The following is a 24,703-nucleotide window of genomic DNA, read 5'->3' on the forward strand; positions in this document are numbered from 1 at the left end:
CGGCGGCCCATGACCCATAAAAGGGCATGGGCCGTTTTTCCAATATCACTCCATAATTTTTTGAGGCGACAATGAGCGGACGCAAAACCCTGCTTGATCGGTGCGAAACTCTCCTCGCTGGCGTTCAATGGCTCAGTATATTCACAGCCTCGATGGCCCTAGTTATTCTGGTCGTTACGTTCGGATGGCTGGTGTTCGGCCGCTACGTTTTAAACATAACACCAACATGGGTCGAACAACTCGCCCTGATGCTCGTTTGTTATATCGCGTTCTTGGGTGCAGCAGCCGGCGTGCGCGACGATACACATCTTGGGGTCACACTGTTTCGAGATATGCTGCCCCTTCCAATTCAAAAGATCATTATCGTGGTGATCGATTTCGTTCTGGCGGCCTTTGGCGTGATCATGCTCCTCGCCGGGATCGAATTGATGAAATTCGGCTGGGATTCGCTTCTGCCCATGCTTGAAATCCCCGAAAGCTTCCGAACTCTTGCAATCACTTTGTGCGGCGGACTGATCGTCCTGCACGCGGGGTCACGCGGATTGATCCGTATACTGACCTTCCGCACCTGGAACCCTACCCATTCAGCACAGGAGTCCTAAGATGGGCCTGACTATTCTATTGCTTGTCTTTGGCGTGGGTGTGGTAATCGGGATGCCGGTTGCCTTCGCCATGGGCATCGCTGCCGCCTCTGCCTTCTGGTACGAAGGCTTTCCGATGCTGATCACCTTCCAGCGGGCCACTGCCGGGGTATCTGTCTTCTCACTTCTTGCCATTCCCTTCTTTGTTCTGGCCGGGGAAATCATGCTGCACGGCGGAATTGCTGTGCGACTTGTAAAACTGGCCTCGGCGCTTGTCGGGCACCTCAAGGGTGGTCTTGCCACGGTCAACATCTTCTCGTCTATGTTGTTTGGCGGCATTTCCGGCTCAGCCGTGGCCGACATCTCAGCGCTTGGGTCAATCCTAGTACCAGTGATGAAAGAACGCGGGTATCGCCCTGATTTCGCGGTGAATGTTACTGTGACATCCTCCATTGCCGGTATCGTCATTCCACCAAGCCACAACATGATTATCTTTGCAGTGGCCGCAGGTGGCGGCATCTCAGTGTCTGGCCTGTTCCTTGCGGGTGTGATCCCCGGCATGATCATGTGCTTCAGCCTTGCGATTGCGGCCTATGTTCTGTCTGTCAAACATAACTACCCAGCCGAACCGTTCCCCGGCTGGGCCGAAGTGGGCCGCGCGGCTGGCGACGCAATTCCGGGCTTCTTCACCGCCGTGATCATTGTTGGCGGCACGCTGTCCGGTATTTTTACGGTCACAGAGTCCGGCGCGTTTGGAGCCATCTATGCCATCTTGCTGACGACGTTCTTTTATCGCAGCCTGACTTGGAAATCCTTTATCACAGCATTGACAGGCACCGTGCGCACCACAGCGATGGTGATGATCCTGATCGCCTTTGCCAGCTCTTTTGCGTACCTGTTGGCGCTCTACCAGGTACCTGAACGCCTGAGCAACGCGCTGGTGCTGGTCTCAGACAACCCGATCATCATCCTGCTCATGATCAACGTGATCTTGCTGATCCTTGGCATGATCATGGATATGGCCGCGCTGATCCTGATCTGTACGCCGATCTTCCTGCCAATCGCCAAAGGTCTGGGCATGGACCCAACCCAGTTCGGCATCATGATGCTCATGAACCTCGGCATCGGCTTGTGTACCCCACCTGTCGGAACCTGCCTGTTCGTCGGTTGCGCTGTGGGTAAGATCAAGATCGAAGACGCGTTGAAATCGATCTGGCCCTTCTATCTGGCCATCCTCGGTGCGTTGATCCTTGTGACTTACGTACCTGCGGTTTCGCTCTGGCTGCCGTCACTGTTCTAAAAATTTGTGGGGCGGGCTGTGCATACAGTCCGCCTCAAAACTTTCAATTATCACATTTTCAAGTCAGTTTAGCGGGCTTTCACAGCCTCGCAAGCGCCGGATAAAGAGCGCGGCTAAGCAGTCGTCATTTCCTTTACCGCAGCTTTCGCGCCCATTTCGACCAGATCGACATAGGCTTGCGTAACCAAAGTGCGAAAACGCGCATTTTCTGTCAGAGTTCCGGAAAAGACATTATCGAACTCCAGCAAGGCCGCGACCTTGGCTGCATTTGTTTGGGCATTATCGCTAGCCTTATGTAGCGCAGCCGCCAGAGGGTCCCGCACGTCAATCGGTTGACCACTTTCATCCTGCCCGCCAACATACCGCATCCACCCCGCGACGGCGAGGATCAGCCCTTTTGGGTCCCGCCCTATCTTCAGATTGTCAGCAATCGTGCCAAGCAAACGCTGTGGCAGCTTCTGGCTTCCATCCATGGCGATTTGCCAGGTCATGTGCTGGATCGACGGGTTCCGGTAGCGTTCTAGCAAAGACGCGCAATAGGCAGGCAAATCTTCACCATCCGGCTGCTCCAGCGTTGGTGTGATCTCTTCTCGCCAAAGCATCTCGCACAAAGCGGCAAAATCGGGATTGGCAACCGTGTCTGCGATTGTTCCATACCCAGCCAGATAACCCAAATAGGCCAGCGTTGAATGCGTTCCATTCAAGCACCGCAATTTCATCATCTCATGCGCTTCAACTGAGGTCACAAACTGTGCGCCGGCGCTCTCCCATGCGGGACGGCCATCCGCAAAATCATCCTCGATCACCCACTGGCGAAACCCTTCGTGAAAAACGCAAGCCGGGTCGTGATATCCCGCTATTTCTGCAAGCGTTTCAATATTGTCCTGCGTTGTCGCCGGAGTGATCCGATCCACCATCGTTGCCGGAAACGAAACCGCGCTCTCAATCCAGTCCGCCAGGGCGCCGTCACGTTGACGTGCAAATTCCAAGACAATCGCCCGTGCCAAGGATCCATTTGACGGAAGATTGTCACACGACAAGACCGTAAACCCCGCGCACCCGGATTTGCGGCGCGCATCCAGCGCTGAGACGATAAATCCAATGGCCGAACGCGGCTGCTCAGGATGCAATAAATCATGCGCAATATCCGAATGGCCAAGGTCCAGCGCACCAGACGAAGGCAGGGTGCAATACCCTTTCTCGGTGATTGTCAGCGAAACAATTTTGACCTTCGGATCAGCCATTGTGGCAATGACCTCACCCGGATCTTCGGGGGCAACAAGCGTGCGGGCAATCGATCCGATCACACACGGCTGCAGCCCCTCGGGGGCCAGCGTCACAGACGTGAATACCCCGCCCTGCGGTTCCAATTGTGTGCGGGCGGCAGGGCTTCGCAAACTGACGGCAGCGATACCCCAGTCTCCGCCCTCAAGTTGCATTGCCTCGTCGGTATAGACCGCATTGAAAGCCCGAAAGAACGCTCCGGGCCCAAGATGCACAATCCCGATATTGGGTTCCGGCCCCTCTCGGTTCAACCGCGGACTATCTGGCAAGCCAACCCCCATCAACATTCAGAACGGCCCCCGTGATATAACCCGAGGCAGGTGCACACAGAAACGTCACGGCCCCGGCAATATCCCTGGGGTCTCCCCATCGACCGGCTGGAATGCGTGACAGAATTTCCGCGTTACGCTGCGAATCCTCGCGCAGCGCGGTTGTGTTATTTGTGGCAATATATCCCGGCGCAACCGCGTTCACATTGATATCGTGCCCGGACCATTCATTGGCAAAAAGCTTGGTCAATCCGGCAACGCCGTGCTTTGAAGCGGTATAGGCTGGCACACGGATCCCGCCCTGAAACGACAACAACGACGCAATGTTCACGATGCGCCCGCCAGCGTCTCGCGCAATTGCTGCACGGGCGAATGCCTGACACAACACAAACACAGCCTTAAGGTTGACGTCCATCACGTCGTCCCAATCGGCTTCGGTATAATCAACGCTGTCAGCGCGCCGAATTATACCCGCGTTGTTCACAAGAATGTCGAGATCGCCAAGTGTGTCCAGAACCTCTTTCCCTTTTGTGGGATTTGAAAGGTCCATCGCACAGACCTCGCCGTGCCCCCCCTGTTCTTTGATCAAGCCAAGTGTCTCTGCACAAGACGACCGGCCGGCCGCAATCACAAATGCACCCGCGCCTGCCAGGGCCACCGCAATCGCCTGGCCTATCCCCGTATTTGCCCCGGTGACCAAAGCCCGTCGTCCATCTAATCGAAAAGGATCGCTCATCGCAGGTCCTCCATCGCCACCATATCCATGTCGGTAAAGTCGACATTGTCGCCAGCCATTGCCCAACAGAACGAATAAGACGACGTGCCAGCCCCACAATGTATCGACCAGGGCGGCGAAATAACCGCTTCCTCGTTGGCCATCACGATATGGCGTGTCTCATCCGGTGTCCCCATGAAATGGAACACCCGCTGATCTTCGGGGACATTAAAATACAAATACGCCTCCATGCGGCGGTCATGCACATGCGCAGGCATCGTGTTCCAAACAGACCCTTGCGCGAATTGCGTGTACCCCATCAACAACTGACAGCTGTCGCAAACGTCCGGATGCAAAAGCTGGATAATAACCCGCTCGTTCGCCGTCTCAGGCGCGCCAAGTTCAACCCGACGGGCATCTGACAATTTGATCAGCGTTGTCGGACACCTGCGATGCGCGGGTGCCGATAACAGATAGAAACGACCGCTCTCAAACGTCACAGGCCCTGCGCCCATCCCGATATACAACACCTCACCATTTCCAATTTGGTGCGTTTCGCCATCAACCTTGATTACCCCGGCCTCGCCCAGGTTCAGCGCCGCCATCTCGCGTCGCTCAAGAAAACTCGACGTGCCCGTTTCCGCCACATGATCCAGCAAAAGCGGACCATTTTCCGGAACCGCCGAGCCCAAAATCAAACGGTCATAATGAGAATAAATTAACCGGATTTCATTGTCGGCAAACAAATCACCCACGTGGAAATGCTCACGCAACTTTTCGGTGTCGAATTTTTTTACCGTTGCAGGATCTATTGCGTATCGGGTTTGTGTCTTGGTCATAGTGTTGCTTTCAAATCAAAGGTTATAGGCTGTTTTTGCAAGGCCATAGGCAAGGTCATGGGCAACCTCAAAGGCCTCCGCTTCACGAAGGCGGCCGGTGGTCACTAGCGTGGACAAATACGCACTGTCAGAGCGGCGCGACACGTCATGGCGCGCTGGGATAGAACAAAACGCCCGTGTGTCATCGTTAAACCCGGCGGTATTGTAGAAACCACAAGTTTCGGTTGTCGCTTCGCGGAACCGTTTTATGCCTTCGTAACTGTCAAAGAACCACCAGGGTGGCCCCAACTTCAACGCGGGATAAGCACCAGCCAAGGGCGCAAGCTCGCGCCCATAAACCGTCTCATCCAAGGTGAACAAGATCACTGTCAGATCTGGCTCCATCCCAACCGCATCCAAAAGCGGCTTCAACGCTTCCACGTAATCTGTGCGGCCCGGAATATCGAACCCTTTGTCCCGCCCAAACCGCGCAAAAACATCCGCGCTGTGATTGCGACGTGATCCCGCATGAATTTGCATCGTCAAGCCGTCATCAAGGCTCATCTTGGCCATTTCGGTCAACATTTGGCCGCGGAACATCTCGGCCTGCTGAGCTGTGAATTCGCCAGAAATAACTCTGTCAAACAGTGCGCTCGCCTCGTGGGCACTTAGATTTGCGGTGGTCGCGCTCGGATGGCCGTGATCCGACGCTGTTGCCCCGTAAGACTTGAAAAACGCCCGGCGCGCGCGGTGCGCCCCAAGATAGCCGGACCACGTCATTGTATCTTCACCAGTGAGTTGACCCAGCGCCGCGACATTTTCCACAAACCCTTCAAACTCAGGGTCCACAACCGCGTCGGGGCGATATGTTGTCGTGACGCGGCCTGTCCAGCCGCTGTCCTTTATCGCCTGATGCCAGCGCAGATCATCCAGTGCGCCCTCAGTTGTGGCGAGCAGTTCGATACCAAATCGTTCAAACAAGGCGCGTGGACGAAAGGAATTTGTCGCCAGTTTCGCTTCGATCTGATCATATATTGCATCCGCCGTTTGCGGACACAGAGCCTGAGAAATTTCAAACACATGCTCAAACGAATGATCCAACCACATGGCCGACGGAGTTCCCCGAAAAAGCGCGAAGCCATCTGCAAAGCGACGCCATATTTTGCGCGGATCACCCTCAATTGCGCCACCGTCTATGCGGGGGACACCCAGATCGGCCAGCGACACACCCTGACTGACCAGCATCCGCAGGACATAGTGATCTGGCACGACAAAAAGCTCAGCCGGGTTTGGAAAACGCTCATTCTCCGCAAACCAACTTGGGTCACAATGCCCATGCGGGCTTAGAATTGGGAGATCAGCCACCGAAGCATAAAGTGCACGCGCCATGTCACGCTGACGCTGGGTGGCCGGGAAAAGACGGTCCGGGTCTGTCAAAGTCACAGGAGAAAGCCTCACATTCTGAATCTGGTCTTCTAATATGCTAGATGATCAGTTGAGTCAAAACTCAATTGCTTCTACAGTGGCCGGAACTTGCCTTTGGAAAGAAAATGCGCGTCGAAGTCCCTGCCATTGAACTGCCGAAATCGTCAGGAGTTACAGCGACGGACCGCGTCTTTGACGCGCTCTATGACGCGGTGATTTCCGTCAAACTGCCGCCCGGAACAAAAGTCTCGGAATACGAGCTTGCGAAACAGCTCGACGTGTCGCGTCAACCTGTCCGAGACGCGTTTTTCCGCCTTTCAAGCCTGGGGTTTCTGGCAATCCGACCGCAACGCCCAACGCTCATCACGCAAATTTCCCTGCGCGCAATTCATGACGCCGTTTTTACAAGAACCGCGCTAGAAGCAGAATGCCTGCGCGTAGCCCTGGTCGTAGATAAACCCCGGCTGATCAAGGACATGCAAGAAAGCATTGCGGCCCATAAACGTGCCGCGTCAGGCGATGCCGCCGGTTTTCACGCCATTGACGAAGCCTTTCACGAGCTGATTTGCAAGGTATCAGGCCACGACCACGTTTGGCCCCTTATCCGCCAACAGAAAGCTCATCTGGATCGGCTCCGGTATTTGTCGTTGTCTGAGGAAAGACGCAAGTACGTCATCGCCGATCACACAAAAATCCTGGACGCCATTGTCGATGGCACTGCCGCCAAAGCGGAACAGTTGCTGCGCGGCCATATCACCGCAGTCAAGGACACCTTGCCTGCCATGATGGATCTCTATCCGGAGTATTTCGAGATAACGTCGACACGAGATTAAAACAGCTTCAAGCCAAACCTCGTGCAAACGATACGATTTCAATCAATCGCACAAAACTCCTGACCGCAAGTTGATCAAGCTTCGCGTTTAGGGCGCGCGTTCCAGTGTGCGGTAGAAATCTTCATATATCGCATCACGGTTCAAGTCATAGGCCTCGGCCATCATGTGCCGATCTGCATCCGTTTCCCAGTACAACTCTTCGTTCAGCGCTGGAGACGTCGTCATGCGCATGGAAACATAATCGTCGTCAAACAGCCACGCGACATTGATAATATCCCAAATCACCCATGTTTTGGTCTCTTGACCGGTGATCGCAAACATCTCGTGCAGGGGGTTATTTGTGTAAAGATGCCAAAGATAAGCGCCAATAGCGCCTTTGGGTTTTACAAACTTCTCCATTTCCGGATGTGAAATCTTTAACTGTGCACCCACGTGATAGCCGGGCAGATATACGTGCGGTACGCCGCATTCGAACAAAAGCCGCGACGCCAGCTTGTCCTGCACAAGGTTTAGAGACGGAGCATTACAAAAGGGCGCATAGCTCGGGAATGACGCGGTCCAGACGACCACGATATTGTCGATGATATCAGGCGCAACCAAAAGCGCGGACGCGATATTCGTCAGCGCCCCCATCGCCAGAATATAAACCGGCCCCTCATCACGCTTGCGCGCCTGTTCGATGATAAAACGTGTGGACTCGGTTTCCAAAGGTGTATCGTAATCCGTCAGGTACCCGGGCGCGCCGCGAAAAACCTTGCCCTTGGACGGCACACCACATTTCTCAAAAATAGTCAGTATTTCTTGATAGGACAGCTCGACGCCTTCTTCGGGTGACACAAACTTCACCTCTTCGGCCTTGCGCCCGGCATCAATGATCCGCTGCGCCCAGCCGCCAAGCCCGCCCATGAACTTCTCTTCGACTTCATTCTGCGGGCCACCGTTACGCAAGATTTCTACAGACTTGATCAGCCCCTCGCGATGATGTTGGAATGAAAACGGCACGGCCGTCACGCCCTCCAGCCTCAATCGCTCCGGCGACAGCAACGCCCACGCCACCGCATATTGGTCGTCAATCTCGTTCGCAGTATCAGTGTCAATGATCACGCGCGCGTTCGATCCCGGACGCCTCAGACGGCTCTCCATCAAGGCAGGGTCGAGTTTCGGAAAACGGGCGGCGATTTCAGCAAGTGACGTCATGGGATTTCCTTAGTTTCCGAAACCTTTTCCAAAGGCCTCTTCCTTGATAAAGCGTTCGGTGATCAGCAACAGAATGATCCCCGGAATGGTCACAACCAACGTGATCCCTGCGGCAGAAGCATCAAGCGTACCCCCGGCAATTTTCGAGAACAGCAATGTCGGCAGCGTGATAATCTTGCCTTGCCCCATAAAGAACGTCAGCAGGAAGATGTTGGTTGAAACCAGAAAGGTGAACAAAGCACCCGCCACAACACCCGGCAACAGCATTGGCAATGTCACAAGCCGCATGACCTGCCAACGCGACGCGCCCAGGATCATGGCCTGCTCTTCAAAGTCGCGGCCCAGCCCCTGATAAACCGCCGTCAGCATGCGGATCATGTAGGGGATCGTCGGGATCAGGTGCACAATGATGATGCCGATATAGCTTCCCGCCAGTCCCAGTTTGATGAATATCATCAGCAGCGCGATGCCGATGGCGGCCTCAGGCACGATCAGGGGCATCGACAGGAAAAACTCAAACGCCGCTTTTCCGCGGAACTTCTCACGCGCCAGAACGCGCGCGGCTGGCAGGCAAATCGCCAGACAAATCACCGTAACCACTGTGCCGATGAAAACGGTGTTTACCGTCGCCTCCCAGACCCGGCTGTAGGGGGACAGCACATAATCCCACGCCAAGGGTAACAGTGACTTTTCACGTTGCTCTAACCACCACGTGCTGGGCAGCATATCCGGCCACGCCCAGCGAAAGGCAAAGCTTTGGATGAGCAGCGGAATGAATGGACCAAGAATAAATCCTGCAATCAGCAGCAAGTATATTTTCTGAAAGGTCGAAAGACGTGTGTTCAGGGCGGCTTTGATCTGTCGGCGGGCCATATCAGTTTCTCCCGATCCGGCGTTCGTACCGGCGATAGAAAGCCAGATAACTGTAAAGGATGACGCTTGCGATCACAGCGATGGACACCACAACGGCCATCCCCTGAAGCTGCAGCGTGTAGTCTGCATCATTGAAGTAACGCCAAGCCACCACCGGAAGCGTATCCGGGAAACCGCCGCCCAGAATAAATGGCGCTTCAAACGCACCAATGTTGAATGCAAAGATGATCAGGGTCGACGACACAATACCCGGCAAAATCTGCGGCAATGTCACCTGAAAGAATATCTGGCGTTTGTTGGCCCCCAGAATGGCTGCGGCCTCTTCTGTTTCACGCCCAACCCCAAGCAGAACCGCATAGATTGTGAGCGTAACAAAAGGTGTCTGTTTCCAAACATAGACTGCAATGATGCCCCAGCCATAATGCGTTTTCAGGATCTGCGGAAATTCGGATGGATCACCAATCAGGCCGACGAAAGCAGATATCCGCGAGATCATACCTCCATTGCCCAGCATGATCACTGCCAACGCGATGCCAACCGTATAGGGGATCATCAAAGGCAGTTTATAGAGATACTTGTACAGGGATTTTCCCGGAAACATGCGGATCAATGCCAACGCAAGCAAAATACCCATCACCAGCGCAATCACGGTAGAAACAATCGCGTAGTACAGGGTCAGCGCAAGAGATTGCCAGAATGACCAGTTTCCCCAGAGCGCGTTAAAATAGCTCAGGTCGGGAAAAGTATTCACCCCAAACCACGGCGCAAATCCCAGCGATTGCATCACCGCTAGAATCAACGCGCCGCCAAACAAAACGCTGAGTACGGCAAGGACGGGCATCAACTGAACCCACATCCACATGCGTTCCTTGCGGTGGCGGGCCAATTCCGTTGTTTTGGGGGTCGACATGAGTTGTCCTTTTAGACGAGAGGCCACCAAGACCCCGGCCGGAACCGGGGTCCTGATTAATCAGGTCACAATCGGGGAGTTCATTGTGCCAGATTTTCAACAGCGCGTGCGACGATCACATCGATACCGTCAGAGCTGTCGCGTTCGATGTATTCAAGCCACGTCGCTTCGATGACATCCACCAAAGTCGCGTTGGTATCCGGTGCGGTATTCGCATCCAGATCAGCTTGGGTGACACCGATCAGACCCGGGGATGCTTCGGTCAGGGCTGCAACATCCGCCTCACTCAGCTTCCATGGGTCAACACCCGGAGGCATGCCAGTGAACTTCAGCTTGGTAACCTGCGCTTCGACCGATGACATATAGTTGGTCATCACCAGCGATGCCGCAGGGTTTGGCGCATTGGCGGGAATGGCAAGATAGTTCTTGTTCTTGATCATGTTACCTTCTGGAAACACAATCGCCTCGGCACCTTCAGGATACGTGCCATTCGACAGGCCGGTCGCAACCGCATACAGGCCGAATTTACAGGCGATATCGATCTCGCCATTCAGGAACAATCCGTCCAGCGCACCATTGTCTTCGGCATACCGGGCATTGCCACTTTGTGCACCCAGCAGATGCGGCTCCAGCGCTTCAAGATACTCCAGACCCGGTGTGATCAGGCGCGCCAGTTCTTCGGCGCCTACTTCGCTGATGGACTGCTGAAACGGTTCAGCACCAGTGCCATCGGGGTTATGCGCATAGACCGCGGCCTGCACAAATGTATTGCCGATGTAATGCGGCGGCTTCACATATGTGAACTTGCCGGGATTGGCTTCGAGGTAGCTTTGCAGCTCAGCAAATGTGCTGGGCGCGTTGGCGCGATCCAGACGATTGGTATTGACTGCACAGACATACTGCTCACCCGACCATGGCATTTCGGCATTACCTGTCTCAACACCAAAGTCACGCAGGTTCAAAAGCGCACGCGGATCATCCGCATTCCATTCGATGTTGCCGCTGTTTGGAACCTTATCGGCAAATGCGCCGAACAATGCATTCTGGCGCTTCAGCGTGGCAAAGTTCTCGCCGTTCAGCCAGATCGCATCGACGCTGCCTTCGCCCAGACCTTTGCCAGAGCCCATTTCCGCCAGCACCAGATCGATTGCGTCTTTTGTGCCAGTGATCCGCACCGGGTTCAGAGTTACACCCAGCTTGGCGAGATCCGGGGCAACGATCTGGTCCATCCAGATGTTGATTGGATCGCTCCCACCCCAATAATACAGGTTCACAGTGCCTTCTGTTTTGGCCCGCGCCTGCACGTCTTCCCAGGTTACATTCCCAGCCAAAAATCCATCGCGGAACGCAGCCGCATCGGCGTCCTCGGCGATTGCAGTATTGGTCATCAGACATGCCGTGACTGACAAACCCATCAGTAGCTTCTTCATTTTTCTTCCTCCCATAAAATTCTATTTAAGGCTTACGCACCATCCTGGATGACCCAGATGCGTTGTGGCTGAATGGTCAGCCAAACGTCCTGACCCACGTCAATCATGCGCCGAGACTGTTCGTTCACGATGATCGTTTCGCCTGTGCATTCGACCGTATAGTTGACCGTTGCACCAAAGAACTCACGCGCGATCACCTTCCCGGCAATGACATTCTGATCCGCCTCCCCTGCGTTAAGCAGCAGATCAATCGCCTCACCACGTAACAGGACACGCCCTGCGCCATTGCGGACAGGCGTTGCCGTTGTATCCAGCTCAAGATCACCAAAGGCCGTTTTGGCAACGCCGTTACTGACCTGAGCCTCAAAGATGTTGCTTGCCCCCATAAAATCGGCAATTTCAACGCTGTTGGGCCGCTGATACAATGCGTCGGGCGCATCATACTGGGCAAGTTTCCCATCAAAGATCACCGCAACCCGGTCCGCCAGCTCCATCGCCTCGACCTGATCATGGGTCACAAAAATTGTCGTGATGCCAAGGCGCTGCTGAAGCTCACGTATGAACCTGCGCATTTCGCCACGCAGCTTGGTATCAAGATTGGCCAGCGGCTCATCCATCATCAAGACTGAGGGGTTTGTAATCAACGTGCGCGCGATCGCCACCCGCTGCATCTGCCCCCCTGACAACTGCGCAGGAAAACGCTCGCGGAACTGCGCAAGCTGCACAACGTCCAGTATCTCTTCAAGCCGCTGTTTGATCTCGCCACTTGGTGTGCCACGCACCTTGAGGCCAAACATAACATTCTTTTCCACGGTCATGTGTGGAAACAGTGCGTAGCGCTGGAACACCATGCCGACATTACGTTCCTGAACCGGCATTTCGGAAACGTCATCATCGTCAAACAGGATATGGCCCGTGGTTGGCACTTCCAGACCCGCGATCATCCGCAGCGTCGTGGTCTTGCCGCACCCGGATGGCCCCAGCAAAGCGACCAACTCACCCGACTCTATATCCAGATCAATATGCGAGATCGCAGTGAATGCGCCAAAATCTTTGCGCACGCCTTTGAGCTGAACTTTTGTCACGCAGGTCCCCCTTTTCGGAAAGTCATAACGTTCAATTTGTTAATACAAATATGATCGATTTTTTGACTCTGTCAACAGTTAAGATTCTTAGTTCACCGACTTTGGCAGCCCGGAATGCGCCGCGATTACATCAAGCGGCTGCATGCAACACCACCCCGCAAATTCGCTGAAAACATCTTCCAAGTGGCCGGGAACCAACACAAAATGGTGCTCAAGCCCCTGCTCCATCACCGTTGTGACGATGTCCGCTGCTGTGCACGCTTTGGCGTCGCTGGAAAATGACCCGACCCAACCACGGCACCCGGTGAAACCCGATGCCGGACCTTCGTTTACGTCGCCTTGCACTACAAACTGAGCCGTTCCATGTCGCACAACCCGCACAACCGTCACCGGTCCGTGCGCAAATTCATAATCTGCAATGGCACCGAATACCGGCCCCTCTTTGGTTCCGCGACCGATCATCGGATGGTTAATCCAGGCGACACCATCGCGGGCCATGAACAGAGGGCCACCTCCGCCGTGCCACATCAAAATCTGATCGCGCTCCAGATCAGGCGAGGTCATATCAAGCAAACACCCCACCCGCCCGGTTAGTGCCTTAACCGCAAGCTGGGTCACAGCGCCCAAAACATCCCCTTCAGAGGCAACCGGCAGCTTGTCTTTCTCCTCAAGCCAACTGAACGCCGCGCCCGGATGCATCCCCGGGTTTTCCTGCAACGCTGGCCAGTCAGACACTGCCAACGCGTCGTATCCGCCTTCAACCGCAATCGCCCGCAGCGCCAGAGCCGCGCGCGCCGTAAGTGCCATCTGCGCGTCCGAAACGCCCTTTACCTGCGCCGCATCTGACATTTCGGCCAGTTCAGCGGCAACAGCAGCGCTATCCTGCGCGGCCATCAAATCCGTCATCTTGTGGATGTCGACATGTTCAACCCAAACGCCCAAAGACTGCATCAATGTGTCGGTGGACACTTCCATGTTGTAGAATGTCGGCGCCAAGCCCCCTACCACACCAATCCGCGCGCCGTTCAAAGCCTTGCGGGCAGACAATGCGCGCAATGTTTGATCCAGCCGGGCCACCAAGGCGGCGTCGTCGGGCGCACCAAGATACCATTGAACCGGGTTGCGCGCCATGTCGCGCACTCCCCGGGCGATCGACATGGACATGTTCAGAGACACAAAATTGTTCAACTGAACATCATCGACCAGTGTCGGTTCTGGTGTAGCCCAAACTCCCAATGGCAGGCTGTCTCTTGCAATCTCGCGCACCACGTCGCCCATGGTAAAACCGCCATGTAGCAACAAAATGAAATCGGCCCCCGCAGCCTTGACCTCTGCGACCGCTGCACGCGCCTGAATTGCGTCCATCGGGATGTCCGACGCCTCGACAATTACATAACCATCCCGTTTAGACATGCCGTCAAGCATGGTACGCGCAGACTCGAAAACGCCGTGACGCTGCGGGAAATAGCTTGGCAAAGACGCGTTAATAAGGCCAATCGTCAAAGGCATGGGGCTTGCTCCATCTGTCAGGTGCCAGTCTGTTGTGTAGTGCCGCCCGAGAGATCAAAATTGATCGGTCCTTGTCGATAGACCTGATCAAAAAAGACGGGCTGCTGTTTGAGGTCAAAGGCGGTGCACGCCTGCGATAAAATCGGGGTATTGGGGGCGATATCCAATTGCGCGGCAATGTCTGTATTGGCCACAACTGAATCCAGTGTTTCGCACGCTGTTGTCCAGTCAATGCCAAATCCCTGACGGAAGATCCGCAAGATGGATTGCCCTTGTCCGGCTTCTGGAAAATCTGATGCCGACATTTTCGGCGCCAATCGAACAGGTACCCATGTCTGGGTGAACATGCGCGGCATGCCGTCAACCGTGCGCAACCGTTGGACCAAAATCAGCGGTTCATCAAACAATTGCGCCACCGCAGGTAACAGCGTGCTCGTCGGATTTTCAACGCCCAGCAATCGCGCTCCGGGTATCCGCCCTTCGTTGAGAACCTGATCGGTAAAGGACGCCATGCAAGTTGAAGACGGTGGTGACAGCGTCGCAACAACATATCCGCTGCCCTGTCTTGCGGTCAAATACCCAGCCCGCACAAGCATTTCCAGCGCTTTGCGGATTGTGACACGGCTGACTCCGAAAGTCCCGGATAACAACTCCTCAGTCGGAAGCCGGGTGCCAATGGAATAATGCCCCGCCATAAGACGCGCCAAGATTTCATCGTGAACGGCCTGATATTTGGGAATTCCAGTGTCTTTCATGAGCCTCGCCTCGCGGATAAGATTAATTGGTTATATCCAATCAGAATTTCCCTAGCCGAACCAGACACTTTTGGTCTGAGAATATAGCGCGATGGCTTCTTCGCCCATTTCACGCCCGTAACCGCTTTGTTTCATGCCACCAAAGGGAGAAGCAGCATCGGTATCTCCCCATGTGTTGATCCAAAGCGTGCCTGCCTTAAGCTGAGAAGAAAGTCGCATAGCGCGGTCCAGATCACGGGTCCAACCACCCGCTGCCAACCCGAAATCGGTGTCATTGGCGCGCGCAATCGCCTCATCTTCGTCGTCGAAATCAAGCACACAAAGAACCGGTCCGAATATCTCTTCACGCGCCACGGTCATGTCATCGGTCACGGAATGCATCACTGTCGGAGACACAAAATACCCAGTCTCACCCTGCTGTCCGCCCCCGGCAACAATCTCGCCGCCCTGCGCCTGTCCCGCATTAATATAACCCAGCACCTTGTCCATTTGCGGACGCGAAATAACCGGCCCCAGATCATGCGCCGCCGCATCCATTCCAGGCCCCACAGACAAAGCCTTGGCCATTTCGGCCAGCCGCTCTACGACTTGGTCACGCACAGAGCGCTGTACAAACAGACGGGCACCCGCCGTGCACGATTGCCCGTTATTCCCGAACAATGCCCAGAAAGACCCTGCTCCGGCTTTGTCCAGATCAGCATCCGCAAACAAAATGTTCGCCGCCTTGCCACCAAGCTCAAGAGACACTTTCTTGAGGTTGCCAACAGAGCTCTCAACGATGCGCCGCCCGGTTTCGGTTGATCCGGTAAACCCAACCTTATCGACCCCGGGATGCGACGCCAAAGCGGCCCCTGCATCGCGTCCCAATCCGGGAACCACGTTCAGAACGCCGGGCGGAAACCCAACCTGCAACGCCAGATCCGCAAGATAGAGCGCTGTCAGTGGCGTTTGCTCTGCTGGTTTCAGGACAACGGTATTGCCAGCGGCCAACGCAGGCGCGAGCTTCCAGGCGACCATCAGCGTGGGATAGTTCCATGGCGTGATCAGCCCACAAACACCAACCGGCTCCACCTTGGTCAAATTCATCTTACCGGGTGACGACACCGGAATGGTCTTGCCCTCGATCTTGCTGGGCCAACCTGCGAAATATCGAAAATGACGCGCTGAATACACCGCATCCACATCGCGCGCGACATGCATCGGTTTGCCATTATCTATGGCATCCAACTCACCGAATATCTGCTTGTTGGCCTCAATCGCATCCGCCAGCCGCCACAGCAATTGACCGCGATCATGCGCTGTCATGCTGCCCCATGGACCGGCAAGAGCCTGTCGCGCAGCAGAAACAGCCTCATCAATATGCTCTGCCGAGCCCATCGCAACCTGCGTCGCCAACGTATCAAACGAAGGGTCAATCACATCCAAAAGCGCGCCGGTTTCAACGCGCGCATCCGCGATCCGTAAACCCTGCGATGTCGCCAGAAACGCCGATACATCCCGATGGGGCTCTAACAGCTTCATGCGATGGCCTCTTTCAGGTCCGCCAGACGTGCGCGCCCGGTGGTCTGCATCCATCGCTCCATTGCCGCCGGACCCTGAGCGCCGAATATGCCGATTGCATCGCTCCAGATCGCACGACCACACATAAAGCCCAGCGCATCCACCCCGGCATTGCGCGAGAATGACAGCGCGTCGCGGAACTGTTCAAACGTGACGCCCGCGCTCAGATACAACAACGGAATATCTCCGGCAGCCTCAGCCGCGCTGACAAATGCGCGTTCTGCATCAGCCCGCGACATCAGTGGTGCGCCGGTTCCTTCGACAAAGTTGAAATTGACCGGAATTTCGACCTTCAGGATATCCACACCAAATTTTGGGTCGGCAAATGCCTGTGTCGCGGCCCGCACCAGTTCTGGCTTCACCATCGCATAGTCTGCGGATGTCCCATCCGGGATGGCACGGTCATAGACGATGGGTTCAAACAGAAACGTTACGCCGTTTTCTCGACAGCGTTGCCCGATGTCCTCCACCAGATCAAACTTGCGCTGGTTCAGCTCTGGCGCGTCATTTGGCCCGAAATACAGGAAAAACTTGAGGATTTGCGCACCCAACTGCGGAAAGTCCGAAACCTCAAGCCCGGAAGGCAGCGCCGTGATGCGGTCCTCATCCGAAATTTTGTAAACGTCCGCCTCAAATGCCAGCATCTTAGTGCAGTTCGGATCATAGTGAGGCAACAGCTCGCGACCGTAATTGGCGTCAACCAAAAGCGTGGTGGCCTCGGGGCTGAGAGTTTCCACAACGATGCGCTTGAATTGCAGCAAATCGTCATCCTGCGCGGCATTGCCGCGCGCATCCTTGATTGCCGCGGCCAGTCCACTTCCCTGATCCACAGCAACGCCAAACACCGGGCCATCAAGCTTTAATATGTCTTTGCTCATGAGGTCGTTTCCTTTTGGACCGAAGAAATAGAAGGGAAGGACGGCGTGTCAGAACCTGAACACCAATAGGTCAGCATCGCATCCGTCGGTTCCAGCAACGAAATCGAAAAGCCTCCCATTTCCTGTGTTGTGACATAGCTGCCGATCATCGGTGCAATGGCCGTTATGCCGTGGCGATTCAGCTTGGAACGGGTTTCATTCCAAATGGTCAATTGTTCCATCATTGTTGTGCCGCCCATGCCATTGATGATCACACACGCTCGACCACCTTGTTCGATAGGACGATCCGCCAGCAGTTTGTCGACCATCAGATCCACCAATTCCGCCACCGGGCCCACTTTGACACGCCCAACACCGGGTTCACCGTGCACCCCCATGCCAAGGAAAATTTCATCATCCGGCAAGGTGAACATTGCCTGACCGGTCAGCGGAGACACACCCGGCGAAACAGCCGCAGCAAGCGTGACGATGCGATCGCGCACAGCTTCGCCCAGTTCAAACAAATCGTTCAAGGACATGCCTTCTTCGGCGGCGGCACCCAGAATTTTGTAGATAAACATCGTACCCGGCGCGCCCCGGCGATCATGCTTGCGCTCAGGTGGGGCAGCGGAAATATCGTCATACATGGGCAGGTGAAGCACGTTGATGCCCTCATCCTGCGCCATCATCGTTGCGGCACGTCCGTTAATCATATCCCCGGAATGCTGCGAGATCAGCAGAATGGTGCCCGCTTTGCCCGACACTTCGGCGATGCCATCAAGGATCAGATCAGCCGACGGCGCGGCAAAAACATCCCCAACCACATTCGCATCCAGAACGCCCTGCCCCACGAACCCCATCGCAATTGGTTCATGGCCAGATCCGTTGCCGATCAGCAAAGTCACTTTTTCATCCGCATTTTTGGCATTACTGTCGCGCACAATGACCCGCGGATCATTGGCACCACGTTTGACCTGTGGAAACGCGCTGACAAATCCATCCAGCATATCATCAACCATCGTCTCGGCGGTGTTGAACAGCTTTTTCATGTGGTGGGTCCCGTTGCGGCCAATGTTTCAAGAAAGATCACAACCGAGACCGACCCGGGATCAATATGCCCCCTGCCGCCGTCTTCTACGTATTGTGACCGACCACGGCGCGCGACCAGTGGTTTGGTGCTGTCCCGCCCGGCAGCAGCCGCCGATATTGCTGCACCAAGATCACCGTCTTGCATTGCTTCCACAGCAGGGGACAACGCGTCCACCATGCTTTTGTCACCGACTTTGACTTCGCCAAGGTCGCAAATCCGCCCACACGCAGTTTGCAACTGCGCCCGCAAATCTGCACCCTTTTCCAGGTGCGCCTCAATGCCGATCAGGATCAAACCAAACAATGTACCAGACGCCCCGCCCGAGGCCCGCATAAACGCTTTGGCACGCCGACCATCCTCTGCAGCGGCCGCTTTCGTCAGGCCGCGCAGCATGGTTGATCCGTGATCGCCATCACCAACGGCTGCATCCAGCGCATTCAAATGTGCCATCTGTTCCGTGAAGACAGCCAGCAGGCGGGTAAAAAATGCCTCAGCTGACATCGCCAAAAACCTCGCGCATGTATTTCAATGTCTGGGTGGCGGCGACAGTTGGATCGGGTTCAATATCACGCCAGATATTCAGATCACGGCTGGCTGGATTTCCAGCCATCACGAACATTTCCGCCACGACCCAGCCATCATATCCAATTTCGCGCAGCGCTGCGGCGTCTGCTGGAAAATCATAACGCCCACTGCCCGGCACGCCACGGTCATTGTCTGACACGTGATAATGCACCAATGTATCCCCCGCTGCGCGCAAGGCCGCAGACGGGTGTTTTTCTTCGATGTTCATGTGAAAACTATCAAGCAGTGCCCCAATGCGGCGCGATCCAGTCGCGCGCGCAATCGCACAGGTCTCAGCTGCGGTCGAAGTCAGGTCGCTTTCAAATCGGTTCAGACCTTCAATGCCAAGCGTCACGTTCTGATCTGCAAGAATGCCGTCCAGCTTGCTTAATGTCTGCGCCGCCCGCTCAGCGCGCACGACTTTGTTGTCGGGATCGAATACCCCCCATGGGGCCGCAACAACGCCTGCCAACCCACGCGCACCAAGCATATTGGTTATTGTGATGGCTTCACTCAGAACTGCAACGGCATTTGCGCGCACATCTGCATCTGACGAAGTTGGGTCAGCCTCGGGACCAAGACCAGTTGAACAGGTCAACTCCAATCCACAATCCGCTGCTTGCTTGCCAATCATCTTGGCGCGATCTGTCCCAATACCCAAAAGCGACAATTCAACGCCGTCAAAACCGATATCGGCAGCGATTTTGAAGATCGGGGCCGGATCATCCGTCCAGGCTTTCATCCAAAGCCCTGCATGGATTCCAAACTTCATAATGCCCCCTCAACAATTTCTGATTTGTTAGTATATATTAGTATTAACAAATCAATCGGGTCAACCATCTTCTCAGGCCGTTTCGCTGGCTCTGAGCGCCCGCCGATTGATTTTGCCTGACGATGTCATTTCAAAATCATCCACATATGCGATCTCACGCGGGGCTTTGTAAGGCGCCAACCGGTCCCGCACATGAGATTTCAATTCCGCCGACAACACGTCATCCCCAACGGCCCCAACGGCCAGCCTGACAAAGGCTTTGACGATGCTGCCCCGGTCAGCATCCGGTTTGCCGATAACGCCAACTTCGGCCACGGCCGGGTGTGCTAACAGGCACTCTTCAATCTCAGCAGGACCAATCCGAAAGCCGGACGATTTTATCAGATCGTCTGACCGCCCCTTGTACCAAAAATAACCTTCAGCATCCCGCACAGCCAGATCGTGGGTCCGCATAAAGCTTCCCAACCGCAATTCCGCGTCTTTCTCAGCATTCCTGAGATACCCCAGATACCGCGTCGGGGCGGTATCGGGCGTGACAATCTCGCCCTGTTCGCCAACGGCAACATCATTGCCCGCGTCATCAACCAACCGCACGTCATGACCGGGATAGGCAATGCCCATTGATCCCGGCCTGCGCGGATAAAGCGCCGCGCAATTTCCGATCAGGTGGTTCACCTCGGTCATGCCGTAAAACTCATTGCAAACCACACCCAATCTGTTTTCCGCCCAGGCCAATGTTTCAGCCGCCAACGCTTCGCCGCCCGTACAGATCACCCGAAGCGACAAATCAAACGCGTCACGCGGCGCGGCTGTCTCGGCCAACCGCTTAATCGCAGTCGGCGCGAGAAAAGTATGTGTCACTTTATGGCGCGCCATAAAATCATAGGCATAATCTGCCTTAAATCGCGCTTCTGACGTGACCACCGGACGTCCGGCAAGCCACGCCGGGAACAACATATCCAACAATCCGCCGACCCACGCCCAATCCGAAGGCGACCAGAAAACCGCATCCTCGTCGTGCATCGACAGGTTAAAGAACAAGCTGATCGACGGACGATATGAGGCCAGGACCCGATGCCCATGCAGAATGCCTTTGGGCATGCCAGTGGAACCGGACGTGTACATCAACAACGCGGCATCATCTGCGCCGGTGTAGTCTGGCTCAAAATCAGCAGGTGCAGGTGTACGCAGGATTTCAGTCAAATCCGCCTCAGCTGCAGAGCTCCCGGAAACCAAAACATCGGTAAGATGCGGAAACGCCCGTGCCGCCTCGGCCCGCAACGGGGCCCACGCCGCCTCTGTGCTCAACAGGCACCGTGCCTGACAGTGGTTCAACGCATGTGCCAGTGCATCCGGGCCATACAGTTGGGACAACGTGACAGCGGTTGCGCCTAGTTTGCACACGGCCATATGGGCAATCGCAGTTTCGGGCCGCATGCCGGTATGAAGCCCGATCAGATCACCACGCCCATAACCGCGTTTGCGCAATTCCGCGGCGAGCGCCGCAGCCTCGGCATCGATATCAGCGAAACTCCAGCGATCCACTGTCCCGTCCGGGTGTTCAAAAATCATTGCGGGGGCATCCCCATGCCCCGCCGCAATCTGGGCACCAACGGTCATATGATAAATGTTTGCATCCTGTGGGATATCGATCTCGATTGCCCCGGCACCCCGCGCCAGCCCGATGTCCGCCAAATTCGCATCGGTCCAGGATTGAAACATGTCATTTTCCATCGTCGTTTCCTTCATTATCGTCCGCCAATGCAAGCCACAGCCCGGGCGCATCGCCCAAAGGTGCTGCCAACTCGCCTGTTTGCGTTGTACGTTCCGGGTGGATCAGCCCAACCGTGCTTTTGGTGTCGGCTCCGTCGAATTTGACCAGTGCGAAGCTACTGTTACCGTCACTGCGAAACAAAAGGCGTGCCGAGCCTTCAAGCTGTCGCCACTTCATGTCTCGACACCCGCACGCGCCACACAGATTGCGCGCGGGAAAGGCAACAAAACCACATCCGCTACATTCGCTGGCCAGCGCTTTTCCTTCAGCAAGGGCGTCAAAATAAGGGGCCAAGTCGCCCACCGGGACGGAATAATCCAGCGTCAATCGATGTTTCACGGGGCCTCCAAAATGCTAACGGCATTCAGGGTCGCGATCCCGCCATGCGTATCTACAAGCGCAAAGCGCGGTGCATGTCCGGCTTGCAGTCCGAAATACCGGCCCTCCAACTGTAATGCTGCCGTCAAAACTTGCGCGACGCCCGTCGCGCCGACCGGCGCCCCTTGCCCCAGCAAACCACCTGACAGGTTCACAGGCAAAGCCCCGTCTGCTGCAAAAACACCGTCACGTGCGGCGTTGATTATCTCGTCACTACCCAACCCCAACGCCTCCAGCGCCTGAAGCTGTGCGCCAGAATAGCTGTCATAAACCTCGGCCAGACCGATATCCACAGGCGACAACTCCGCCGCCGTATAGGCACGTTGTGCGGCAACATGCTTGCCATGGAAACACCCGGGATCGCGGCGCTCGCCCAAACGAACGGTGTCAACCGAATTGGACACCGCCCGAAACCGCGCCCGACAGCGCGCCGTTGATGGCAAATCCTGTTTGCGGCCAAGAATAATCGCTGCCGCCCCATCACTGAGCGGAGAGCAATCCAGCCGGCGATAGGGCGACGCAACAACCGGCGAAGTCTCAACATCCTGCAAGGAAATGTCCAACGGCAAATGGGCGTTGGGGTTCGCACGGGCATGTGCCCGGTTGGCCACAGCAATCGCGGCAAAGTCATTCGTGGTGGCACCGGTCCGCGCCATAAACGCCTGCGCGGACAACGCGTAAAGCGAGGTTGAATCGATGCCCGTCATCCCGTCAGTCCACGCATCAAAGGACAGACCATAGAGAGCGCCGACATCCACACCTTTTAGATGGGAGGCTGACGGCTCAACACCCAATACCATCACACGCCGTGACATGCCGCTGGCCACTTCTGCCACGCCAGCATGTACCGCCACATGGCCCGATGCGCCGCCACCCTCGACCCGTTTGGCTGCAACACCGATCATGCCACATTCATCCGCCAACAATGCGGCCGGGTTCAGTTGCAGAGTGAAAAAATCGCTTTCAGAAGCAACGATAAGCGTGTCAATATCCGCTGCCTCAAGCCCCGCATCCTCGAGCGCCTTAAATACCGCAGCCCGCGCCCAATCACGAAAGGAACTGCCATCTTTGCGTCGGTTAAACGGCGTCATTGCACCACCTGCGATCAGGACATCTGAAATCAAACCAACGCCTCCTTTGGTGCCACGCCACGCAGAACCAGACCAAGTACCAGCGCCAATCCGTTAATCACCAGAATTGACCCGATAAGTCCGGTTGCACCGGCAAACGTCCAGATCGCGCCGCCAATCGCCGGGCCCAACGCCATCATCAGCAATCCAACCATAGCAATCATACCCAAGCCCCGCCCGAGATGTGACACCGCCAGGTAACGCTGCGCCAGCCCCGGACGCAGGATCGTGTGAATACCGTAACACGCGCCCTGCACAATCAAAGCCGCATAGACAATAAACGGCGCGGTGCCAAAAAACAGCAATAACGACGCGGGCAAACACAGGCAAACAAACATCACCGCAGCACAGTTTTGCGGGCTGAACGCCGCCCCGTAATATTTCCAGACGACCCGACCGGCGATCTGCGCAGGCCCAAGTATCGCCAGCGACAGCAAGGCGACACTCGTGTCCCCCTGCCCTTGCATCAACACCACCGGAAGCAAGAACAGCAGGATTGCATGGCCCATCATCACAAGCCCAAAGGCCAAAGCAATCAGCACAGGACCCTTTTCAAGCCGCATTCCGGCGCGCTCTTTTTCTGTGTCAGGCTGACCCGTGATCTCTTTTGGCAACGCCACAACAGCAATCGCCGCAAGCGCGGCAAATACCAGCACAATCCGTTGCCACCCCATCCCGGATGAAAGCACAATCACCAGAGGAAAGGTAAGCAGTGTCGCGAAACCGGCAATCAGCGTCACCGAAGCCACCGCATTTGTCCCGGCCACCTTGAGCCGCCGCATCATCATGGCAAAGCACGGATCATAAAGCGTCGCCGCCATGCAAATTCCAAGCAAAACAACCAAAACACTGAACATCACTTTGTCCGACGTCTGTGACAGGCAGAGCAATATCAGCGTTCCGGCAATTGCCCCGGTTCGAATGACCGCCGCACCAAATCCGGCGTCAATCAAGCGCCCCACAATCGGCGCGCACAAAGCCCAGAGCAGAAAGGCCAGCGTGAACGTGGACGAGACAAACAGCACAGACCAATCGGTTTCGAGCGCAATTTGCCCCGAAAGCGCCGGAAGCAGATAATAGAACGCACTCCAAAGCAACAATTGCGCAAGCCCATGACGCCCCACATAGGCCGCTTCACCGTTGCGCTGTTGCGAATGTGGCATCTGTTCGTCGCGCCTCAAAATAGGTTGTGATTAATTTGTCCTATTCAATATACGCTACACGAAACATATGGCAACCCCGCCCGCAGTTTGCGAAACCCGGTCTTGCTCCAATAAGTTTGGGCTCAGACGAATTCACCCAACATTCATGGCGCGATCGGCAACGACATCTGTGAAAAAGCCTTCTTTGGACGGGCCATTTTGTAGGGAACTAAAGTTCCTTTTCCTTCGGGCATGATTTAGGTGGCCACATAGTTTGCCCCCTATGGACAGCGCTTTGACACCAATTGACAGATTGAAGTGGTCCCATCTTTTCGGACAGGTTTGCAGCGTTTCTAAGATGTATCGTGTTTAGGTTTCATGCTGCGTGTCGTTGCTCCAAGCCTGCGCAATATGCGTCGTCCGGTGTCTGCCGATCAAGCGCGGAATGGGGG

Annotated in this window: 23 protein-coding genes; 3 read left to right on the forward strand and 20 right to left on the reverse strand. The window is 55.5% G+C overall.

Features of this window, described 5'->3' with window-relative positions; genetic code table 11:
* The first annotated feature begins 71 nt into the window (after window positions 1-71).
* Complete coding sequence (locus tag ABJI08_RS08025; protein ID WP_348401294.1) at window positions 72-602, forward strand: TRAP transporter small permease; 531 nt, start codon at window positions 72-74, stop codon at window positions 600-602.
* 1 nt (window position 603) lies between these two features.
* Complete coding sequence (locus ABJI08_RS08030) at window positions 604-1,881, forward strand: TRAP transporter large permease (RefSeq protein WP_348401295.1); 1,278 nt, start codon at window positions 604-606, stop codon at window positions 1,879-1,881.
* Window positions 1,882-1,994: 113 nt separating this feature from the next.
* Here the strand turns inward: ABJI08_RS08030 and ABJI08_RS08035 are convergent, their stop codons facing one another.
* From ABJI08_RS08035 to uxaC, 4 genes are read right to left on the reverse strand one after another with little or no spacing between them, the layout of a single operon-like run.
* Complete coding sequence (locus tag ABJI08_RS08035; RefSeq protein ID WP_348401325.1) at window positions 1,995-3,446, reverse strand: mannitol dehydrogenase family protein; 1,452 nt, start codon at window positions 3,444-3,446, stop codon at window positions 1,995-1,997.
* Complete coding sequence (gene kduD, locus ABJI08_RS08040) at window positions 3,424-4,170, reverse strand: 2-dehydro-3-deoxy-D-gluconate 5-dehydrogenase KduD (RefSeq protein WP_348401296.1); 747 nt, start codon at window positions 4,168-4,170, stop codon at window positions 3,424-3,426. Before kduD ends, ABJI08_RS08035 begins: the two co-directional genes overlap by 23 nt.
* Window positions 4,167-4,988 carry a 5-dehydro-4-deoxy-D-glucuronate isomerase gene (gene kduI, locus ABJI08_RS08045; protein WP_348401297.1) on the reverse strand — a complete coding sequence of 274 codons (822 nt, stop codon included), beginning with the start codon at window positions 4,986-4,988 and terminating at the stop codon, window positions 4,167-4,169. Before kduI ends, kduD begins: the two co-directional genes overlap by 4 nt.
* Window positions 4,989-5,003: 15 nt before the next feature.
* Complete coding sequence (gene uxaC / locus ABJI08_RS08050; protein WP_348401298.1) at window positions 5,004-6,410, reverse strand: glucuronate isomerase; 1,407 nt, start codon at window positions 6,408-6,410, stop codon at window positions 5,004-5,006.
* A gap of 107 nt (window positions 6,411-6,517) precedes the next feature.
* On the opposite strand from uxaC, the gene ABJI08_RS08055 reads away from it, so the two are divergent.
* Window positions 6,518-7,225 carry a GntR family transcriptional regulator gene (locus tag ABJI08_RS08055; protein WP_348401299.1) on the forward strand — a complete coding sequence of 236 codons (708 nt, stop codon included), beginning with the start codon at window positions 6,518-6,520 and terminating at the stop codon, window positions 7,223-7,225.
* An 87-nt stretch (window positions 7,226-7,312) separates the two neighbouring features.
* Here ABJI08_RS08055 and ABJI08_RS08060 read toward each other — a convergent pair whose 3' ends face one another.
* From ABJI08_RS08060 to ABJI08_RS08135, 16 genes are all read right to left on the reverse strand, one after another.
* Entirely contained in the window at window positions 7,313-8,422 is a 1,110-nt protein-coding gene (locus ABJI08_RS08060; RefSeq protein ID WP_348401300.1) for a nucleoside hydrolase, read from the reverse strand.
* 9 nt (window positions 8,423-8,431) lie between these two features.
* Window positions 8,432-9,295, reverse strand: a complete 864-nt coding sequence (locus tag ABJI08_RS08065; protein WP_348401301.1) for an ABC transporter permease — start codon at window positions 9,293-9,295, stop codon at window positions 8,432-8,434.
* Window position 9,296: 1 nt separating this feature from the next.
* The gene (locus ABJI08_RS08070) at window positions 9,297-10,205 is read right to left on the reverse strand and encodes a sugar ABC transporter permease (protein ID WP_348401302.1); all 909 of its coding nucleotides are present in this window, start codon (window positions 10,203-10,205) and stop codon (window positions 9,297-9,299) included.
* Between the two features lie 80 nt (window positions 10,206-10,285).
* Entirely contained in the window at window positions 10,286-11,635 is a 1,350-nt protein-coding gene (locus ABJI08_RS08075; protein ID WP_348401303.1) for an ABC transporter substrate-binding protein, read from the reverse strand.
* Between the two features lie 32 nt (window positions 11,636-11,667).
* Window positions 11,668-12,720, reverse strand: a complete 1,053-nt coding sequence (locus ABJI08_RS08080) for an ABC transporter ATP-binding protein (protein ID WP_348401304.1) — start codon at window positions 12,718-12,720, stop codon at window positions 11,668-11,670.
* Between the two features lie 87 nt (window positions 12,721-12,807).
* A complete protein-coding gene (locus ABJI08_RS08085) occupies window positions 12,808-14,229 on the reverse strand; it encodes a hypothetical protein (RefSeq protein WP_348401305.1) in 1,422 nt (473 codons plus the stop codon).
* 17 nt (window positions 14,230-14,246) lie between these two features.
* Complete coding sequence (locus ABJI08_RS08090; protein WP_348401306.1) at window positions 14,247-14,984, reverse strand: GntR family transcriptional regulator; 738 nt, start codon at window positions 14,982-14,984, stop codon at window positions 14,247-14,249.
* A gap of 51 nt (window positions 14,985-15,035) precedes the next feature.
* Window positions 15,036-16,505 (reverse strand): aldehyde dehydrogenase family protein, encoded by a 1,470-nt coding sequence (locus tag ABJI08_RS08095; RefSeq protein WP_348401307.1) that lies wholly within the window; start codon window positions 16,503-16,505, stop codon window positions 15,036-15,038.
* Window positions 16,502-17,422: a tagatose 1,6-diphosphate aldolase gene (locus tag ABJI08_RS08100; protein WP_348401308.1), complete on the reverse strand. Its 921-nt coding sequence runs from the start codon at window positions 17,420-17,422 to the stop codon at window positions 16,502-16,504. Before ABJI08_RS08100 ends, ABJI08_RS08095 begins: the two co-directional genes overlap by 4 nt.
* The gene (locus ABJI08_RS08105; RefSeq protein ID WP_348401309.1) at window positions 17,419-18,450 is read right to left on the reverse strand and encodes a dihydroxyacetone kinase subunit DhaK; all 1,032 of its coding nucleotides are present in this window, start codon (window positions 18,448-18,450) and stop codon (window positions 17,419-17,421) included. Before ABJI08_RS08105 ends, ABJI08_RS08100 begins: the two co-directional genes overlap by 4 nt.
* Window positions 18,447-18,992, reverse strand: a complete 546-nt coding sequence (locus tag ABJI08_RS08110) for a dihydroxyacetone kinase subunit L (RefSeq protein WP_348401310.1) — start codon at window positions 18,990-18,992, stop codon at window positions 18,447-18,449. The genes ABJI08_RS08105 and ABJI08_RS08110 overlap by 4 nt, the downstream gene beginning before the upstream one ends.
* Complete coding sequence (locus tag ABJI08_RS08115; protein ID WP_348401311.1) at window positions 18,982-19,827, reverse strand: sugar phosphate isomerase/epimerase family protein; 846 nt, start codon at window positions 19,825-19,827, stop codon at window positions 18,982-18,984. Before ABJI08_RS08115 ends, ABJI08_RS08110 begins: the two co-directional genes overlap by 11 nt.
* 72 nt (window positions 19,828-19,899) lie before the next feature.
* On the reverse strand, window positions 19,900-21,576 hold the full coding sequence (locus ABJI08_RS08120; RefSeq protein WP_348401312.1) for an AMP-binding protein: 1,677 nt from the start codon (window positions 21,574-21,576) through the stop codon (window positions 19,900-19,902).
* Window positions 21,551-21,940: a zinc ribbon domain-containing protein gene (locus ABJI08_RS08125; protein ID WP_348401313.1), complete on the reverse strand. Its 390-nt coding sequence runs from the start codon at window positions 21,938-21,940 to the stop codon at window positions 21,551-21,553. Before ABJI08_RS08125 ends, ABJI08_RS08120 begins: the two co-directional genes overlap by 26 nt.
* The gene (locus ABJI08_RS08130) at window positions 21,937-23,103 is read right to left on the reverse strand and encodes a thiolase family protein (protein WP_348401314.1); all 1,167 of its coding nucleotides are present in this window, start codon (window positions 23,101-23,103) and stop codon (window positions 21,937-21,939) included. The genes ABJI08_RS08125 and ABJI08_RS08130 overlap by 4 nt, the downstream gene beginning before the upstream one ends.
* Window positions 23,100-24,272, reverse strand: a complete 1,173-nt coding sequence (locus tag ABJI08_RS08135) for an MFS transporter (protein WP_348401315.1) — start codon at window positions 24,270-24,272, stop codon at window positions 23,100-23,102. The genes ABJI08_RS08130 and ABJI08_RS08135 overlap by 4 nt, the downstream gene beginning before the upstream one ends.
* Window positions 24,273-24,703: the final 431 nt, after the last annotated feature.

The sequence above is a fragment of the Shimia sp. genome (assembly GCF_039969785.1).
In the GTDB taxonomy this organism is placed as follows: domain Bacteria; phylum Pseudomonadota; class Alphaproteobacteria; order Rhodobacterales; family Rhodobacteraceae; genus Shimia.